Genomic DNA, 13975 nt, shown 5'->3' with positions numbered 1-13975 from the left:
CCAGCAGGCCGGCGCCAGAACGGCTACCATAGCGCTTTCCCGTCTTTTTGAGCCCACATCATGACTTTCACCCTCGCCGACCACGCCTACCGCACCGACAGCGCCGCCGCCAAACAGACCATGTACGCCGACCTGCGGTCGCAGCTGCAAGGCCTGGTCGCCGGCGAGACCGACTTCATCGCCAACACCGCCAATTTCAGCTCGCTGGTGTTCAACACCATGCCGGGGCTGAACTGGAGCGGCTTCTATTTCCTCAAGGAAGACGAGCTGGTGCTGGGACCGTTCCAGGGCAAGCCGGCCTGCATCCGCATCAAGAAGGGACGCGGGGTCTGCGGCACCGCCGTCGTCCAGGGCGAGCCCATCATCGTCGCCGACGTCCATGCATTCCCCGGCCACATCGCCTGCGACGTCAACTCGCGCTCCGAGCTGGTGGTGCCGCTGCGGGCGAACGGCGAGATCATCGGCGTGTTCGACCTCGACAGCCCGCTGCCGGACCGCTTCGACCAGACCGACGCCGACGGCATCGTCTCGCTGGTGCGGGTGCTGGAAGCGACGTTGGCCGCTGTTTGAGGTACCCGCAGGGGGGCGCCTGCGCGGCCACTAAACTAATTCGGGGTCTGACCCCGATGTAAGGTAGCGGCTGCTCTGCCTGCTCCCCGGCACCGCCCATTGCGGCTCACGCCGGATGCTTCACCGCCATCAATTCGCCCTTGCCGACCGGGACCAGGCAGCTGGTGAAGCCGGCGTCGGCGGCGATGGCGGCCGTCAAGCCGGCCATCTCTTCCCGGTGCGATATGGCGTTGTCGACCACCAACACGCCGCCGGCCGCCAGCACGCGGCGGATCTGCGGCCACCATGCCACGTAGGCGCTGCGGTCCGAGTCGAGAAACACCATCTCGTAAGCACCATCGGCCGCGTGCGCCAGCACCTGGCCGGCGTCGGCGTGCAGCGCGCGGATCGCGCCACCCAAACCGGCGCGGGCAAAATTGGCCCTGGCCAGGTCATACTTCATTTCCGACCATTCCACCGTCGTCACCACCCCGCCCAGCGGCGCCGCCGCGCTCGCCAGCCACAGCGTCGAATAACCGTTCGAGGTGCCGATTTCCAGAATGTGGCGGGCGGCGCGCGCCTTGACCATCACCGCCAGCAGCTCGCCGGTGTCGCGCGTGATGTTGAGCATGCGCCGCTCGCGTTCGGCGTGCGCGTCGTCATTGGCGATGCCGAAGTCTTCCAGTTCGCACAGCAGCGCGTGCAAGTCCATAGCGGCCTCTCCCGGTCAAATTATCCCTGCCGTCACGATCGCCGAGAGGGCGCGCCGCGTGCCGCGCCCATCGGCAGCCTGCTCAGTGCTTGGCCGTCTGCGCGCGCAGCCGCGCCTCCTGCTCGCGCAGTTCGGGCGTGGCGGCGTCGCCGAAATCGTCGATCTCGAACAGCTGGCGGATTTCGATTTCGCAATCGCCGTCGAAGGGCCGCGGACAGCGCCGCATCCACGCGATGGCCTCGTCGCGCGACGCCACCTGGATCAGCCAGAAGCCGGCGACCAGTTCGCGCACGTCGGGGAAGGGGCCGTCGATGACGTGGCGCTCGTCGCCGCGAAACGCGATGCGGGCGCCGCGCGCACTCGGATGCAAGCCTTCGCCGGCCTGCAGGACGCCGGCCTCGGCCATTTCGGCGTTGAACTTGCCCATGTCTTCCAGCAGTTGCTGGCTCGGCATCGCGCCCGATTCGGACTCGGCCGTCGCCTTGACGATGATCATGAAACGCATGGCGCTCTCCTTCGCTCAGCCGTGCTGCGGCATGGTTTTTTTCATCTGCTCATCCATCTGCTCCGGCGTGTAGTCGTGCATGTGGGTGGCGATCGACCAGTTGTGGCCGAAGGGATCGGTGACCTGGCCGTAGCGGTCGCCCCAGAACATGTCGGACACCGGCATCTTGACGGTGGCGCCGGCCGCCACCGCCCGGGCATAGACCTCGTCCACGTTCGGCACGTACAAGTGCAGCGTGACGGGCGAGCCGCCCAGCGTCAGCGGACCCTTGCCGCCGTATTCGGGGAATTCGTCGGACAGCATCAGCACGCTGTCGCCGATGCGCACCGAGGCGTGCATGAGGCGGTTGTCGGGGCCGGGCATGCGCGTCAGTTCGACGGCGCCGAAGGCTTGTTGATAGAAGTCGATGGCGGCGGCGGCGCCGGCGCAGGCCAGGTGCGCCGTCAGCGCGTGCATGCCTTGGGGGATGGCGGATACGGTCATGGTGGTCTCCTTGTAGGGGCCGGCGTGGCATGTCGGGCGATGCGCCCGCCGCGCGCACGGCGGCAGAAAGATAATGTACCCGACGATCGCCCGGAGCGAAACTGAAACAGTGCGTTTTCGATCATTTTTTTGCGGACCGCGGCGCATCGGGCCGGTCCCACGGCGCGACGGCGCCGCCGAAACGGTCGGAAAGAAACTCGATCAGCAGGCGCAGCGGCCGGGGCTGATGGCGGCGCGACAGGTAGACCGCCTGGATATCGAAGGGGTCCACCGTGTAGAGCGGCAGCACGGGCACCAGCGCGCCGCGCGCCAAATCGTCGCCGGCGGAAAACGTCGGCAACATGGCGATGCCCGCCCCGGCCAGCGCGGCGGCGCGCGTGATGCAGGTTTCGTTGACCGTCAGGCCGCCGCCGCCCTGGACCTTGGTCAACACCCCGTCGCGCCGCAACATGTATTCGGGCGCGATGCCGCTGCTGTGGGTGATGCAGCGGTGCGCCTTCAAGTCTTCCGGCACGAGCGGGCTGCCGGCCCGCCGCAGGTAGGCCGGCGAGGCGCACAGCACGGACTGGCAAACGGCCAGCCGGCGCGCCACCAGCAAGGGGTCGATGCGGTTGCTGATGCGCACCGCCAGGTCGATGCGCTCCTCCACCAGGTTGACCATGCGGTCGCCCACCAGCAAATCGATTTCCACCAGCGGGTGCAGGGCCTGGAACTCCACCACGGCGCCGGCCAGCTGCGCCTGGGCGAACGAGGGCGAGGTCGTCACGCGCAGCCGGCCCTGGACCAGCGCGCCGTCCTGGCTGGTCTGCGCCAGGAAGTCGTCGGCCAGCGCCAGCATTTCGCGGCAGCGCCCCAGCGCCTGTTCGCCGGCGTCGCTCAGGCCCAGCTTGCGGGTGGTGCGGTGCAGCAGGCGCGCGCCCAGCCAATCTTCCAGTCCTTCCAGGTAGCGGCTCGCCATGGCGCGCGAAATGTCGAGCGACTCCGCCGCCGCGCTCAAGCTGCCGCGGTCCACGGTCTGGATGAAAACCCGCATCGCGGTCAGTCTGTCCATGGAATTATCTCAATTTGGTTGACAACCTGTTAATCAAAACAGAGTTTATCTTATTTTTATTAGCGAATATAGTCACGCCCGACATCGACCCGCCAGGACAACATGAAAGTCGCTCATCTTCCCCTTCCCACCGTCACCTATGTCATGGACGCCTACTGCGGCTGGTGCTGGGGCTATGCCGAGCGGCTGGCCGAATTCGCGGCGGCCAACGGCCACCGCGTCCACTTCACGGCCATCAGCGGCGGCCTGTTCACCGGCGCGCGCGCGGCCCCGATTTCGGCGTTTCCCCACATACCGGAGGCCAACGCGCGCATCGGCCGCCTGACGGGCGCCACCTTCGGCCCCGCTTACCAGCAATTGCTGGCGCAGGGCAGCATGGTCATGGACTCGACGCACGCGGCGGCCGGCTACGCGGCCCTGCGCGCGCTGGCGCCGGAGCGGGCCCTGTATTGGGCCCATCGCCTGCAAGACGCGTTTTACCAGCGCGGCCGCAGCCTGTCGGAAGCGGGCACCATCGCCGAGATCGCCACGGCGGCCGGATACGACGCCGGCACCGCCCTGGGCCACCTGGCCGACGGCTCGGCGCTGGCGTGGGCGCAGGCCGACTTCGCGCTGGCGCGCCGGCTCGGCGTCGACAGTTATCCGACCTTGCTGTGGACGTCGGCCGACGGCGCGGCGGTCCACGCGCTGGGCGCCGCCGGCAGCGCGTTGCACGAGCTCAATGCGCGGCTCGACGCGCTATTGCATGACCATGCCTAGCGCGCCCGTGGCGGCGGCCGCCCTCTGGCTCAGCGAACGGCAATGGGAGCGGATAGTGCCGGTCATCAGCCGCGATCCCCGCCACGGCGGCAACAGCGGCGCCGACATCCGCCTGTTTGTCGAAGCCGTGCTGTACCACATCCGCACCGGCACGCCGTGGCGCGACCTGCCGCCGGCGTTCGGCGCGTGGAACAGCATCTACGTGCGCTATATGCGCTGGTCCGACAAGCAGCGCTGGCAGCGGATTTTCCAGGCCCTGCACGACGACGCCGATTTCCGCGCCGCCCACCTGAACGACACCGTGCTGGAAGTGCACCGCAGACTGGCCGACATCGGCATGCGCTCGTCCAGCCGCGTCCTGGCGCTGGTGGAAAGCCAGCGGCCGCCGGCCGCTGCCGTTGGCCCGCGCGAGCGCTGCGGCGTTTCCACGCCCGAGCTGGCCGACGGTTGACGCAGGCGACAGTCGCGCCCGTGGAAAACACCAAGCCTAGCGCGCGCCCGTCCGAACGATAGGAATAGGATGCGAAGAAACGCGGTTTCATACGATACCGATGTCCTCGCAAGGGCTAAGTTGCAAGCTTGAACCACAGCCCGGCGGCGCCGGAAAAGCTGGCCGGATAGCGTCAGCGCCGCCATTCCGTATCGGTCCACCCCTCCAGTATCGGCAACACCGCGGCGGGGCTGGCACGCTATGGCGCGCCCTCCAGCGCAGCGGCGGCTCGGCCCACGCCATAGCGGGTGCTCGCCAGCTGTTCTTCCACGAAGGCGATGAAGGCGCGGGCCTTGGGGCCGGCGTGCCGCCCTCCCGGCAACACCGCCCACAAGTCCAGGCGCGGCATGTCCCAATCGCTCAGCGCCTCGCAAACCTGGCCCGCCGCCAGCTCCTCCGTGAAAATCCACTCGCTGGCCACCGCCAGCCCCAATGCTGTGGGAGGCGGCGGCCATCAATCTGCACCTGGTCGAAAAATTCGGCTCCGACCTGCTGCCGGCCGGCCTGGACCGCGCGCTCACGCTGCAATGGATGTTCTGGGCCGCCGAGCACTGGCGCCAGGGCCCGCCGGCGCTGTTCACGGAGCGCATCGCCAAGGTGGCCATGGGCCGGCCGCAGGATGCGCGCGTCATCGCCGACGCCGAGGCGTCGATCCGCAAGTTCGCCGCCATCCTGGAGGCGCACCTCGAGGACAGACGCTACGTGGTGGGCGACCGCGTCACGCTGGCCGATATCGACCTGGCCGGCCCCTTCACCCACCTCACGCGCAGCCATCCGCCCTACGCCGAATTCCCCAACGTGATGGCATGGCAGCAGCGCCTGCTCGACGAAGTGCAGGCCTGGTCGCGTACCCGCGATGAAGTCGAAACGCGCATGGCGGCCCTGATGGCCGCGTTCGGCGACCAGCGATGAGCGCGCAGCCATTAGCCGGCAAGGTCGCCCTGGTGACGGGCGGCGCGCGCGGCCTGGGCGCCGCCACCGCCCAGGCGCTGGCCGAACAGGGCGCCCAGGTGGCGTTCACCTTCGTGTCGCCCGAGTCGGTGTCCAAGGCGGCGGCGGTGCTCGCGTCGATCGAGCGGCATGGCGTGCGCGGCCTGTCGATACAAGCCGACCAGGCCGACGCCGGCACCGCGCCGCAAGTCATCGCCGCCATCATCGAGCGGTTCGGACGGCTGGACATCGTGGTCAACAACGCCTCCATCGACCGCTTCGGCAGCGCCCACGATAGCGAGCGCGACGAGGCCGCCTTCGACCATTACTGGGCGGTGGCCAATACCGGCTTCCGCGCCATCGTGCGGGCCGCCTCCCGGGTGATGGGCGACGGCGGCCGCTTCGTCTTCGTCGGCTCCAACCTCGGCGTGCGTCCCGGCGCGCCCGGCATCTCGGACATGGCCTCGATCAAGGCCGCCATCGACGGCTACGCGCGCGGCGCGGCGCGCGACCTGGCCGAGCGTGGCATCACGGTCAACGTGGTGCACGCCGGCTTCATGGAGACGGACCTCAACGCCCACATGCGCGACGCCATCGCGCCGCTGTTGCAGGGACTGTGTATCAAGCGCTACGGCCGGCTCGAGGAGGTGATCGCCCCCATCCTCTTCCTGGCCAGCCCGGCCGCCTCGTACATCACCGGCACCATCATCGACGCCGACGGCGGCTACAACGCCTGAATCCTCCCCGGCGCCTTGCCGATGCGTCCGCGAAGGTGCGCGACGAGCTGGCCGCGCCCATCCTGCGCGGCAGCCTGGGGCAGCCCGAGGAAATCGCGGCGGCGGTGCTGTTCCTGGCGTCGAACGACGCCGCCTTCGTCAACGCCACCGAGCTGTTCGCCGACGGCGGCTACGCCCAGGTGTGACGGTCAAGCGTAGGCAGCGGGCGCGCTCTGTGGGTGTAAAACCAGGGGGAATGGTGAAAGCGCCCGCGACGGCATGGCCGCCGCGGGCGCCTTGGTGCTGGCGATCAGGTGTGGAATGGCACCCAGAACATTTTCACTTCGACGTTCAACATGCCCGACTTGACGGTCGGATCGTCGGCGCCGATCCGGGTGGCCTCATCCAGATCGGCGGCCTTGAAGATGGTCATACCGCCGTCTTCCAGTTCGCCGTTCAGGCCGCCGGCCTTTTTCATGAACGGGCCGCTCAGTACGATCAGGCCCTGCTCCTGCATTTTCATCATGTAGCCAACATGGTCCATGAACTCGGGCTGCTCGTTGTACTTCACCCCGCGCACCCATTTCGGTCCGGGGGTTTGGAACGCGACAAAATAGTGCGGGCCGTTTTCGTCAATCATGATGTACTCCATAAAGTGCTTGTTTCAAAAATTGGGGATCACTTCCGTGCCCCGCTGAAAACAAGTATAGATGCCGAGCCGCGCCTGCGGGAACATGACACTTATACGCCGGCGACATGAATGCGCCGCGGCGCCGCCAGCGCCAGGACGCAGGCGAACAATTCAAACACTATACCCATCGGGGCCCGGCATGGTGACCATCAACCGGCTGGCGGCGATGCCTTGCAGCAGTCCGATCGGCAGAAACTCGGACTTGACGATGGCGAAGGCGGCGGGACCGAGCAGGCCGACGGCGGCCCACTGCTCCCTCACCGCCGGGGCGTGCGCATCACGCGCTGTAGGCGGCATCCGCGCTGAGGATGGCGCCGTTGACGAAGCTGGCGGCGGGGCTGACCAGGAAGGCCACCAGGGCGGCGATCTCCTCGGTGCGGGCGAAGCGGCCCAGCGCGTTGGCGCCTTTTTGCCAGTCGGAGAAAGGGCCGTCTTCCGGATTCATGTCGGTGTTGACGGAGCCGACGCGGATCACGTTGGCGGTGATGCCGCGCGGGCCCAGTTCGCGCGCCGCGCCCTTGGTGTAGCCTTCGATGGCGGCCTTGGTGGCGATGTAGTCCGCCATGCCCGGGCCACCGGCCAGCGCCGCCAGGCCGGACGACATCGAGACGATGCGGCCGCCTTCGCCCATCACGCGCGACGCGGCGCGGATGCCGGCGACGACGCCGCCGAAGTTGATCGCCACCTGGCGGTCGAAGCGGCTGGTGTCGGTGGTGTCGACGATGGAACCGGTCTCGAACACGCCGGCGTTGTTGACCAGGATGTCGAGCTTGCCGAACGTGCGCACCACGTCACGCACCAGTTGCTGCACTTGCGCTTCCTCGGCCTGGTCGGCCTGGAAGGCGGCGGCCTTGCCGCCGGCGGCCTCGATGTCGGCGACGATGCGCCCGGCTTTTTCCGCGTTGGCGGTGTAGCTGATCGCCACCGTGGCGCCCAGTTCGGCCAGTTGTTTCGCCACGCTCGCGCCGATGCCACGCGATGCGCCTGTTACCAGGGCAACCTTGCCTTCGATCGTGAAAATATTCTTAGCCATGTCAGCCATCCTTTAAAGTGAGTGAGCGTCAAGCCGACGCATGGTCACACTGTATAGGCGCGGCGGCGGCGGATAAATAGGCTAAACCGGCATGCTTTGGGCAGCCCCATGCACAATCGGCGGTCAGCGCCCGATGGCCGGGTCCAGGCCGGCGAACAGCGCCGCCAGCCAGTCGATGACGACGCGCACGCGCTCGTTGCGGTACTTATCGGGCGGATAGACGACATAGAAGGGATAGCTGGCTTCTTGCCAGTCGTCGAGGATGGCGACCAGGCGGCCGTCATCGAGATAGGGACGCAGCTTCCACTCGAAGCTGCTGAGGATGCCCAGGCCGGCCAGGCCGGCCGCCAGGTGGGCGTTGCTTTCGTTGACGCTGATGCGCCAGGCGCCGGCGATGTCGATTTCTTCGTCGCGCTGGCGGAAGCGGAACGGCATGGGCCGGCCGCTGCTGGCGAACTGGTAGCCGACCAGTTGATGGCCAAGTTCCAGTTCCAGCGGGTGGCGCGGCGTGCCGTGGCGCTCCAGATAGGCCGGCGCGGCCGCCGTCATCAGGCGCGACTGTCCCACCAGGCGCCCCACCATGGTGGTGTCGGCCAGTTCGCCGCCGCGGATGGCGCAGTCGGAATTGGCGCGCAGCAGCTGGGTCGGCTCGTCGCTGACGTTGAGTTCGATCTGGACGCCCGGATAGCTGGCGTAAAAGAAGGGCAGGCGCGGGATGACCACCGTGCTGGCCACCCAGGCGCTGAGGTCGACCTGCACGCGGCCGCGCAGGTCGACGTGGCGGGCCTCGAAGGCGCTGTCGATTTCGTCGAGGTCGCGCAGCCAGCGCGACGTCTGGGCGTAATAGGCCGCGCCCTCCACCGTCGCCTGCACGGTGCGCGTGGTGCGGCTGAGCAGTTTCACATGCAGCGCCGCCTCGAGGTCGGCGATCAGCTTGCTGACCGTGGTCTTGGGCATGTCCAGGGAATCGGCCGCCTTGGTGAAGCTTTTCAGCTCCACCACGCGGCAAAACACCCTGATCGCGTTGAATCGATCCATACGGCGGTCCTCCACAACTGGTTGGCGGGGTCCGCCGGCGGCGATCAGCGCAGCGAGGCGAAGCCCTTGCGCAGCTCTTGCACGAACACCTCGGGCTGCTCCCAGGCGGCGAAGTGGCCGCCCTTGTCCAGTTTATTGAAATATACCAGCTTGGTGTATTTGGCCTCGACCCAGCTCTTGGGCGGCACGAAGATTTCGTGCGGGAACACGCTGACCGCCACCGGGATGTGGATCTGTCCCTGGCCCAGCGATTCGCTCTGGTTTTCGCGGTAAAAGCGCGCCGACGAGGCGCCGCTGTCGGTGAACCAGTACAGCGAGATATCGTCGAGCATGGCGGTGCGGCTGAGCGCATCCTCGGGCTTGCCCTGGTTGTCGGTCCAGGTCTGGAATTTCTCGTAGATGAACATGGCTTGCGCCAGCGGCGAGTCCGACAGCATATAGCCCACCGTCTGCGGACGCGTGATCTGCATGCGGAAGTAGCCGAAGCCGTCGTTGGTGAACTGGGTGACGCCGTCGATGGCGTGCCGCTCTTCGGCGGTGAGCTGGTCGGACAGCTTGTCGGGGAACACGAACTGCCAGTTCAGGTGCACGCCGGCCAGGCCTTCGGCTTGCTGGATGCCCAGGCGGGTGGTGACGGTGGCGCCCCAGTCGCCGCCCTGGGCCACCCATTTGCCGTAGCCGAGGCGCTTCATCAGCACGGTCCAGGCGCGCGCGGTGCGCTCGGCGGTCCAGCCCGACTCGGTCGGCTTGCCGGAGTAGCCGAAGCCGGGCAGCGATGGAATGATGACGTGGAAGGCGTCCTCGGCGCGGCCGCCGAAGGCGGTCGGGTCGGTCAGTGGGGCGATCAGCTCAAGGAACTCGGCGAAGGAGCCGGGCCAGCCGTGCGTCAGCAGCAGCGGCAGCGCGTTCGGGTGCCTGGACTTGACGTGGATGAAATGAAAATCCAGGCCGTCGATCCGGGTCAGGAATTGCGGGTAGCGGTTGACGCGCGCCTCGAACTTGCGCCAGTCGTAACGGTCGCGCCAGTCTTCGATCAGCGAGCGCGCCGCCGCCAGCGGAACACCCTGGACCCAGCCGGCCTGGGTTTCCTGTTCCGGCCAGCGGGTGTGGCGCAAGCGCAGCTTCAGGTCGTCGATCGCCGCCTGCGGCACCTGGATTTTAAAGGGGACGATGGCGTCGCCCTGCGGCCTGGCCTGGGCCGACGGCGCCAGCGCCGCTTGCGCCAGCCCGGGGGCCGCCAGCGCGGCCGAGACCAGCGCGCTCAGCTGCAACAGTTGACGGCGGCCGGCCGACGGTGGGTGGGAATGGGTGTGCTTGTTGTCCATGATGATCTCTGCGTGAAAGGAGTACACCATGCTAGAGCACGACGCGACTTCGATAAACCGCCGGGCGCGGGATACATTGTCCACGGATATGCACAATGGCGGCGCCGCCGGCCGGAACCGCATCGCCACCGCTGGCGCGGCTGCCGCCGCCGCTGAACGGGCGACGTGCGCCACAAAAACGCTGGAGGCGCTGGCCGGATCGTCGAGCACCGGCAACAAGGACGCCACCAGTTGCGCGACCACCGGATCGCTAATCGCCGATCACGCAGCGTTCCGGCTGATAAACCATGTTGTCGTCGCTGGAGCGCAGCCGGACGAACCGGAGCTGGGCATCGGCAAGCACCGCCCGCTCCGGCGACATCGCCGTCGCGCCGGTATTCAACGGCCGCCGTCCATGGTATCGACGGCATCGACGGCCAGCGGCGCCGCGCTCCAAAATATCCTGTTCATACCACCCCACCTCCCGCTACGCCCGCCGGTGCGAACCGCTTTCGCACCCGGCCATTTTCGGCGCGATCGCCACGTCTGGGAACGGCGGCCTGAAGCATAGCTTTCATACTGGGGATGGATGAATGAAAAGCCGGCCGGACGGCGGCAACGGGACTCCTGTAGCGATATCTCCATGTCTTGGCGGCCAGCGTCGCCTTCGAGCGTAGACCGGGGTATTCGTCCATTATAATGTGCGCACCTGGCGCGATCGGCTTGGCCGCCCCGGCATCGAATTGGTGCGAGTTGTGGCGTAACTTTCAACAACGACGATACAAAAAGCTACGCCGAATGACGCAGTGTTGAGGGGTTTTATGGTGTGTGCGACTGAAGCAGATTTTTCCGCCGTCAAACCATCCTCGAATAAATCAGCCGCCTACATTTAATATTTAAAGAAATCAGGGCCTTATGGCAAGCACCGAATCAAAAATTACCCCCATGATGCAGCAGTATCCGCGACTGTTAAAGTAAGCCTTATAGAATAAGGGCGTCTGCGAATCAGAGGGGAGCCAGTCCCCTTGTGGGTCACTTGGGAGAAATTTTGCCGCACTGGATGGAATGCTTACATTCCGCAGATAGTGCAGTCGAACTGTACAGATCTAAGAACCGACTCGCAATAGTTTTTGTGAGATGCGAAGTTCGATGAAATTATGCCCCCTCAAAAGTTGCCAAAACATGTGCTTGAGTAGTAGAGATTTCGAAATCAAGGAGAGCCAATGATTTCTACGTAAGCACGGGTATCTTCACTTAGAAACGGCAAGATCAAATTGGCCAAACAGCTTGGCAATGAACTTTTGCGGCTTTCCCGCCATGCCGGTTTCTATCCGATTCACAACATCAGCTTGCTCTCTTTGCAGATCCCCCTCGAATCCATTTTCGCCCAGCCGATGAAGCTCGGTGAACACCTTGAATATTCGAGAGAAATCAGGAGCTTTTTCAGCAAACGAGGAGGCGATGCCGGACGCAAAGCGGTGAGGCTACTGCAATTCACGCAAGCCTGCATACGAGGAGGGAAAGCCATGGACAAGGAAGCTACTGCCATTGGGATAGATGTCGGCAAACATAAGCTGGACGTTGCTCTTATTATCGAAGGAAAAATACGCAGTAAGTCGGTGATGAATTCATCTGCCGGGTACCAGGAACTGACGACTTGGATGGCTAGCAAAATGTCGAGCTAGATAGTCCGGCCAGCTAGATAGTCCGGCCTGAATAATTCAAAAGTTAGCCGCAGCTCGGCGCAACCGGCTGCGGATACTGGATACAAAAAAGCTGGCGCCATATAGTCCAAGCGGGATCAAGACAAAAAGAAGCCGCAGCTTCCGCAGGATCATGCGTAGGTTGTGGCCGCAACCGCACAGTGGCGCGTGGAAGGCATCGCCTTCCACGCCTTTGAGCCAGTTTCGCCGCAGCCTGCCGTCGTTCTTCATGTGTCCGATCGCCGGCTCGATGGCGCTGCGACGTCGGATGTCGCGCCGCAGGCGTTCGGTGATATCGCGCTTGAGTTTGTGGTGGTAGACCTTGGTTCCGGCTTGCACCTCGGCGCCGCGATAGCCTAGGTCCACAAACACTTCTCTGGGCTGGTGCTCGGTGAGGATCGCCCTGCTCCAAGGTTTCATACAGCGTATGGCCATCGTACGGATTGCCCGGCATGCTGCGCATGCCCACCACCAAGCCCTCCCTGTGCGTGGTGGCGATCGACACCTTCACGCCAAATTCATAAGGCTGCCGTGTCTTGCCTTTGGCGATGCACTCGGCCTTGGGCGCATGCAGGCTGTAGAGCTTGTTCTTGTCGCGCTGTTTCTGCGTGAGCAGGCGCTTGGCTTTGGCCAGCAGGTCAGTGGCCTTGTCCTGCAAGGCGCCCGCTATATTCTCGCGCTGGCGTGCCACATCGCGCCAGACACGGCCCACCACGGTCTTGAGTTTCTTCAGGCTCGCGCGCATGCGCTTGTACTGTTTGGCGTGCGCGTAACGGCCCACTTGAACGGCCAGTTGGGGTGCTTCGCGGTTGTAGTTCTGGCGCAGCGTCAGTCCCGCTTCGGCGGCCAGCTTGACCAGATGCTGCCTGGCCCGCTCCAGCAGTTTGCTGTCGGTCGGATAAGCGATGGCCTTTTCCTGCACGGTGCTGTCGACGATGATTTTCTGATAGCTCTGCGGCTTGACGACCTTGGTTGACTCGGCGGCTTTGATGGCTTGCGTCAGCATCCATTCCAAGCCTTCCTCGCCGATGCGGTTGCGCCAGCGGGTCAACGAACTCGGATCAATGGGCGGTCAATGCTGGAACCAGGTTTCTCCGCAGAACAGCTGCCAATACGGGTTCTCGACCCAGCCCACACCACATCCTCGTCCGACAGGGCGTAGGTGTGCTGCAAGTACAGCAGGCCGGCGATCAGGCGCGTTGGAGTGGCCGGTCGGCCACGCGATGACGGGAAGTGGGGAGTCCACTTCTGCTCGAATACTTGCCAGTCGATGTGCTGGGCCAGTCTTGCCAGTGGGTGCTGCAGGTTCACCAGTTCGTCCAGGCGCTGGCGGAACATGTCATGGCTTTGCGGTCCGACTGGCTTTGGCCCCATTACACTCTCTCGAATTTGCAAGGAATTGCCTCTATTCTAACGAAACCTTGCAAATCCCAGCTGTGCTTTCTGGCCGTTTCGCCTTTAGAATCAGGCTCTGTTCAATTGTTCAGAGCCGACTACTTAGAGAGCAAACGCGGCATACAAATAACTTTTCAGTTCGGCAGCCGACAAACAACTCTTGAATAGTGCAGCTCTTGAAGTATTCAAACGTTCGTAAGTTACTATGAATGAGGCTGCCCAATCGGGCCCTCTGCTCCATGTACTGCATTCGAATATAGGAACTGAACAGGTATCGGTGGACCGGGTAGATCATCAATTTCCTTGAAGACCTTTCTTAGATCGAGTCCTGCACTGAAGATTGGTTGGTCTCCAACCTCCCGACCGCTTCGCGAATTCCATCCAAGAAAATCATTATCTTTGTGCTCGATTGCGTCGTTGACATCGGCATCAGTCCGAAATTCATTGAGCTCATGGTAAAGAGTAGCAACAACGTTCTTCCATGGCGCATCAAATACATTGATACCGTTCTCCCGACCATCAGCAAGGCGCTGAGAGAATACTGTTGATTTGCACCGAAAACTGACCCACTTAGCCGCATAATTTGCATCGAAAATTGACCCACGTTTAGCACACA

At 64.5% G+C, this 13975-nt stretch carries 21 protein-coding genes; 8 read left to right on the top strand and 13 right to left on the bottom strand.

The window, feature by feature from the left end:
• Positions 1-60 precede the first annotated feature (60 nt).
• Positions 61-570: a GAF domain-containing protein gene (locus tag Q0S71_RS09205; protein WP_295994104.1), complete on the top strand. Its 510-nt coding sequence runs from the start codon at positions 61-63 to the stop codon at positions 568-570.
• Between the two features lie 106 nt (positions 571-676).
• Here Q0S71_RS09205 and Q0S71_RS09200 read toward each other — a convergent pair whose 3' ends face one another.
• From Q0S71_RS09200 to Q0S71_RS09185, 4 genes are all read right to left on the bottom strand, one after another.
• Positions 677-1261: an O-methyltransferase gene (locus Q0S71_RS09200; protein WP_295994102.1), complete on the bottom strand. Its 585-nt coding sequence runs from the start codon at positions 1259-1261 to the stop codon at positions 677-679.
• Between the two features lie 82 nt (positions 1262-1343).
• On the bottom strand, positions 1344-1766 hold the full coding sequence (locus Q0S71_RS09195) for a YciI family protein (protein ID WP_295994100.1): 423 nt from the start codon (positions 1764-1766) through the stop codon (positions 1344-1346).
• A 15-nt stretch (positions 1767-1781) separates the two neighbouring features.
• The gene (locus Q0S71_RS09190) at positions 1782-2249 is read right to left on the bottom strand and encodes a VOC family protein (RefSeq protein WP_295994098.1); all 468 of its coding nucleotides are present in this window, start codon (positions 2247-2249) and stop codon (positions 1782-1784) included.
• A 121-nt stretch (positions 2250-2370) separates the two neighbouring features.
• Positions 2371-3300 carry a LysR family transcriptional regulator gene (locus Q0S71_RS09185; protein WP_295994096.1) on the bottom strand — a complete coding sequence of 310 codons (930 nt, stop codon included), beginning with the start codon at positions 3298-3300 and terminating at the stop codon, positions 2371-2373.
• A gap of 102 nt (positions 3301-3402) precedes the next feature.
• Here Q0S71_RS09185 and Q0S71_RS09180 point away from each other — a divergent pair, with 102 nt between their 5' ends.
• Together Q0S71_RS09180 and Q0S71_RS09175 are read left to right on the top strand one after the other, a co-directional pair.
• The gene (locus Q0S71_RS09180; protein WP_295994094.1) at positions 3403-4059 is read left to right on the top strand and encodes a DsbA family protein; all 657 of its coding nucleotides are present in this window, start codon (positions 3403-3405) and stop codon (positions 4057-4059) included.
• Positions 4052-4510, top strand: a complete 459-nt coding sequence (locus tag Q0S71_RS09175) for a transposase (protein ID WP_295994092.1) — start codon at positions 4052-4054, stop codon at positions 4508-4510. Before Q0S71_RS09180 ends, Q0S71_RS09175 begins: the two co-directional genes overlap by 8 nt.
• A gap of 238 nt (positions 4511-4748) precedes the next feature.
• Here Q0S71_RS09175 and Q0S71_RS09170 read toward each other — a convergent pair whose 3' ends face one another.
• Entirely contained in the window at positions 4749-4970 is a 222-nt protein-coding gene (locus Q0S71_RS09170) for a LysR substrate-binding domain-containing protein (protein ID WP_295994090.1), read from the bottom strand.
• Positions 4971-4981: 11 nt separating this feature from the next.
• Between Q0S71_RS09170 and Q0S71_RS09165 the strand changes: the two genes are divergently transcribed.
• From Q0S71_RS09165 to Q0S71_RS09155, 3 genes are read left to right on the top strand one after another with little or no spacing between them, the layout of a single operon-like run.
• Complete coding sequence (locus Q0S71_RS09165) at positions 4982-5461, top strand: glutathione S-transferase family protein (RefSeq protein ID WP_295994088.1); 480 nt, start codon at positions 4982-4984, stop codon at positions 5459-5461.
• Positions 5458-6216 carry an SDR family oxidoreductase gene (locus Q0S71_RS09160; RefSeq protein ID WP_295994085.1) on the top strand — a complete coding sequence of 253 codons (759 nt, stop codon included), beginning with the start codon at positions 5458-5460 and terminating at the stop codon, positions 6214-6216. Before Q0S71_RS09165 ends, Q0S71_RS09160 begins: the two co-directional genes overlap by 4 nt.
• Positions 6217-6251: 35 nt before the next feature.
• On the top strand, positions 6252-6401 hold the full coding sequence (locus Q0S71_RS09155) for an SDR family oxidoreductase (RefSeq protein ID WP_295994083.1): 150 nt from the start codon (positions 6252-6254) through the stop codon (positions 6399-6401).
• 104 nt (positions 6402-6505) lie between these two features.
• On the opposite strand, the gene Q0S71_RS09150 is transcribed toward Q0S71_RS09155, so the two are convergent.
• The 5 genes from Q0S71_RS09150 to Q0S71_RS09130 form a co-directional block, all read right to left on the bottom strand.
• Complete coding sequence (locus Q0S71_RS09150) at positions 6506-6835, bottom strand: YciI family protein (protein WP_295994081.1); 330 nt, start codon at positions 6833-6835, stop codon at positions 6506-6508.
• Between the two features lie 162 nt (positions 6836-6997).
• Positions 6998-7183 (bottom strand): hypothetical protein, encoded by a 186-nt coding sequence (locus Q0S71_RS09145; RefSeq protein WP_295994079.1) that lies wholly within the window; start codon positions 7181-7183, stop codon positions 6998-7000.
• The gene (locus Q0S71_RS09140; protein WP_295994076.1) at positions 7164-7919 is read right to left on the bottom strand and encodes an SDR family oxidoreductase; all 756 of its coding nucleotides are present in this window, start codon (positions 7917-7919) and stop codon (positions 7164-7166) included. Before Q0S71_RS09140 ends, Q0S71_RS09145 begins: the two co-directional genes overlap by 20 nt.
• 123 nt (positions 7920-8042) lie before the next feature.
• Positions 8043-8957, bottom strand: coding sequence for a LysR family transcriptional regulator (locus Q0S71_RS09135; RefSeq protein ID WP_295994075.1), 915 nt, complete (start codon positions 8955-8957; stop codon positions 8043-8045).
• Positions 8958-9001: 44 nt separating this feature from the next.
• Positions 9002-10282, bottom strand: coding sequence for an epoxide hydrolase family protein (locus tag Q0S71_RS09130; RefSeq protein WP_295994073.1), 1281 nt, complete (start codon positions 10280-10282; stop codon positions 9002-9004).
• 28 nt (positions 10283-10310) lie between these two features.
• Here Q0S71_RS09130 and Q0S71_RS09125 point away from each other — a divergent pair, with 28 nt between their 5' ends.
• Together Q0S71_RS09125 and Q0S71_RS09120 are read left to right on the top strand one after the other, a co-directional pair.
• Entirely contained in the window at positions 10311-10832 is a 522-nt protein-coding gene (locus Q0S71_RS09125) for a hypothetical protein (RefSeq protein ID WP_295994071.1), read from the top strand.
• Between the two features lie 703 nt (positions 10833-11535).
• Entirely contained in the window at positions 11536-11946 is a 411-nt protein-coding gene (locus tag Q0S71_RS09120; RefSeq protein WP_295994069.1) for a hypothetical protein, read from the top strand.
• A gap of 43 nt (positions 11947-11989) precedes the next feature.
• On the opposite strand, the gene Q0S71_RS09115 is transcribed toward Q0S71_RS09120, so the two are convergent.
• From Q0S71_RS09115 to Q0S71_RS09105, 3 genes are all read right to left on the bottom strand, one after another.
• The gene (locus Q0S71_RS09115; protein WP_295994068.1) at positions 11990-13015 is read right to left on the bottom strand and encodes an IS5 family transposase; all 1026 of its coding nucleotides are present in this window, start codon (positions 13013-13015) and stop codon (positions 11990-11992) included.
• Entirely contained in the window at positions 13012-13302 is a 291-nt protein-coding gene (locus Q0S71_RS09110; protein ID WP_295994065.1) for a hypothetical protein, read from the bottom strand. Before Q0S71_RS09110 ends, Q0S71_RS09115 begins: the two co-directional genes overlap by 4 nt.
• 260 nt (positions 13303-13562) lie before the next feature.
• Positions 13563-13975 (bottom strand): hypothetical protein (locus Q0S71_RS09105; RefSeq protein WP_295994063.1); only part of this gene is annotated, 413 nt, incomplete at its 5' end.

This window comes from Rugamonas sp. (assembly GCF_025354735.1).
GTDB lineage: Bacteria > Pseudomonadota > Gammaproteobacteria > Burkholderiales > Burkholderiaceae_D > Rugamonas.
The sequence above is the reverse complement of the archived record's forward strand: the minus strand, read 5'-3'. Positions and strand labels throughout refer to the sequence as shown.

Coding starts and splice junctions, on each gene's coding strand:
- Q0S71_RS09205 (WP_295994104.1), top strand. CDS start 61: ATGACTTTCACCCTCGCCGACCACGCCTACCGCACCGACAGCGCCGCC.
- Q0S71_RS09200 (WP_295994102.1), bottom strand. CDS start 1,261: ATGGACTTGCACGCGCTGCTGTGCGAACTGGAAGACTTCGGCATCGCC.
- Q0S71_RS09195 (WP_295994100.1), bottom strand. CDS start 1,766: ATGCGTTTCATGATCATCGTCAAGGCGACGGCCGAGTCCGAATCGGGC.
- Q0S71_RS09190 (WP_295994098.1), bottom strand. CDS start 2,249: ATGACCGTATCCGCCATCCCCCAAGGCATGCACGCGCTGACGGCGCAC.
- Q0S71_RS09185 (WP_295994096.1), bottom strand. CDS start 3,300: ATGGACAGACTGACCGCGATGCGGGTTTTCATCCAGACCGTGGACCGC.
- Q0S71_RS09180 (WP_295994094.1), top strand. CDS start 3,403: ATGAAAGTCGCTCATCTTCCCCTTCCCACCGTCACCTATGTCATGGAC.
- Q0S71_RS09175 (WP_295994092.1), top strand. CDS start 4,052: ATGCCTAGCGCGCCCGTGGCGGCGGCCGCCCTCTGGCTCAGCGAACGG.
- Q0S71_RS09165 (WP_295994088.1), top strand. CDS start 4,982: ATGCTGTGGGAGGCGGCGGCCATCAATCTGCACCTGGTCGAAAAATTC.
- Q0S71_RS09160 (WP_295994085.1), top strand. CDS start 5,458: ATGAGCGCGCAGCCATTAGCCGGCAAGGTCGCCCTGGTGACGGGCGGC.
- Q0S71_RS09150 (WP_295994081.1), bottom strand. CDS start 6,835: ATGATTGACGAAAACGGCCCGCACTATTTTGTCGCGTTCCAAACCCCC.
- Q0S71_RS09145 (WP_295994079.1), bottom strand. CDS start 7,183: ATGCCGCCTACAGCGCGTGATGCGCACGCCCCGGCGGTGAGGGAGCAG.
- Q0S71_RS09140 (WP_295994076.1), bottom strand. CDS start 7,919: ATGGCTAAGAATATTTTCACGATCGAAGGCAAGGTTGCCCTGGTAACA.
- Q0S71_RS09135 (WP_295994075.1), bottom strand. CDS start 8,957: ATGGATCGATTCAACGCGATCAGGGTGTTTTGCCGCGTGGTGGAGCTG.
- Q0S71_RS09130 (WP_295994073.1), bottom strand. CDS start 10,282: ATGGACAACAAGCACACCCATTCCCACCCACCGTCGGCCGGCCGCCGT.
- Q0S71_RS09125 (WP_295994071.1), top strand. CDS start 10,311: ATGCTAGAGCACGACGCGACTTCGATAAACCGCCGGGCGCGGGATACA.
- Q0S71_RS09110 (WP_295994065.1), bottom strand. CDS start 13,302: ATGTTCCGCCAGCGCCTGGACGAACTGGTGAACCTGCAGCACCCACTG.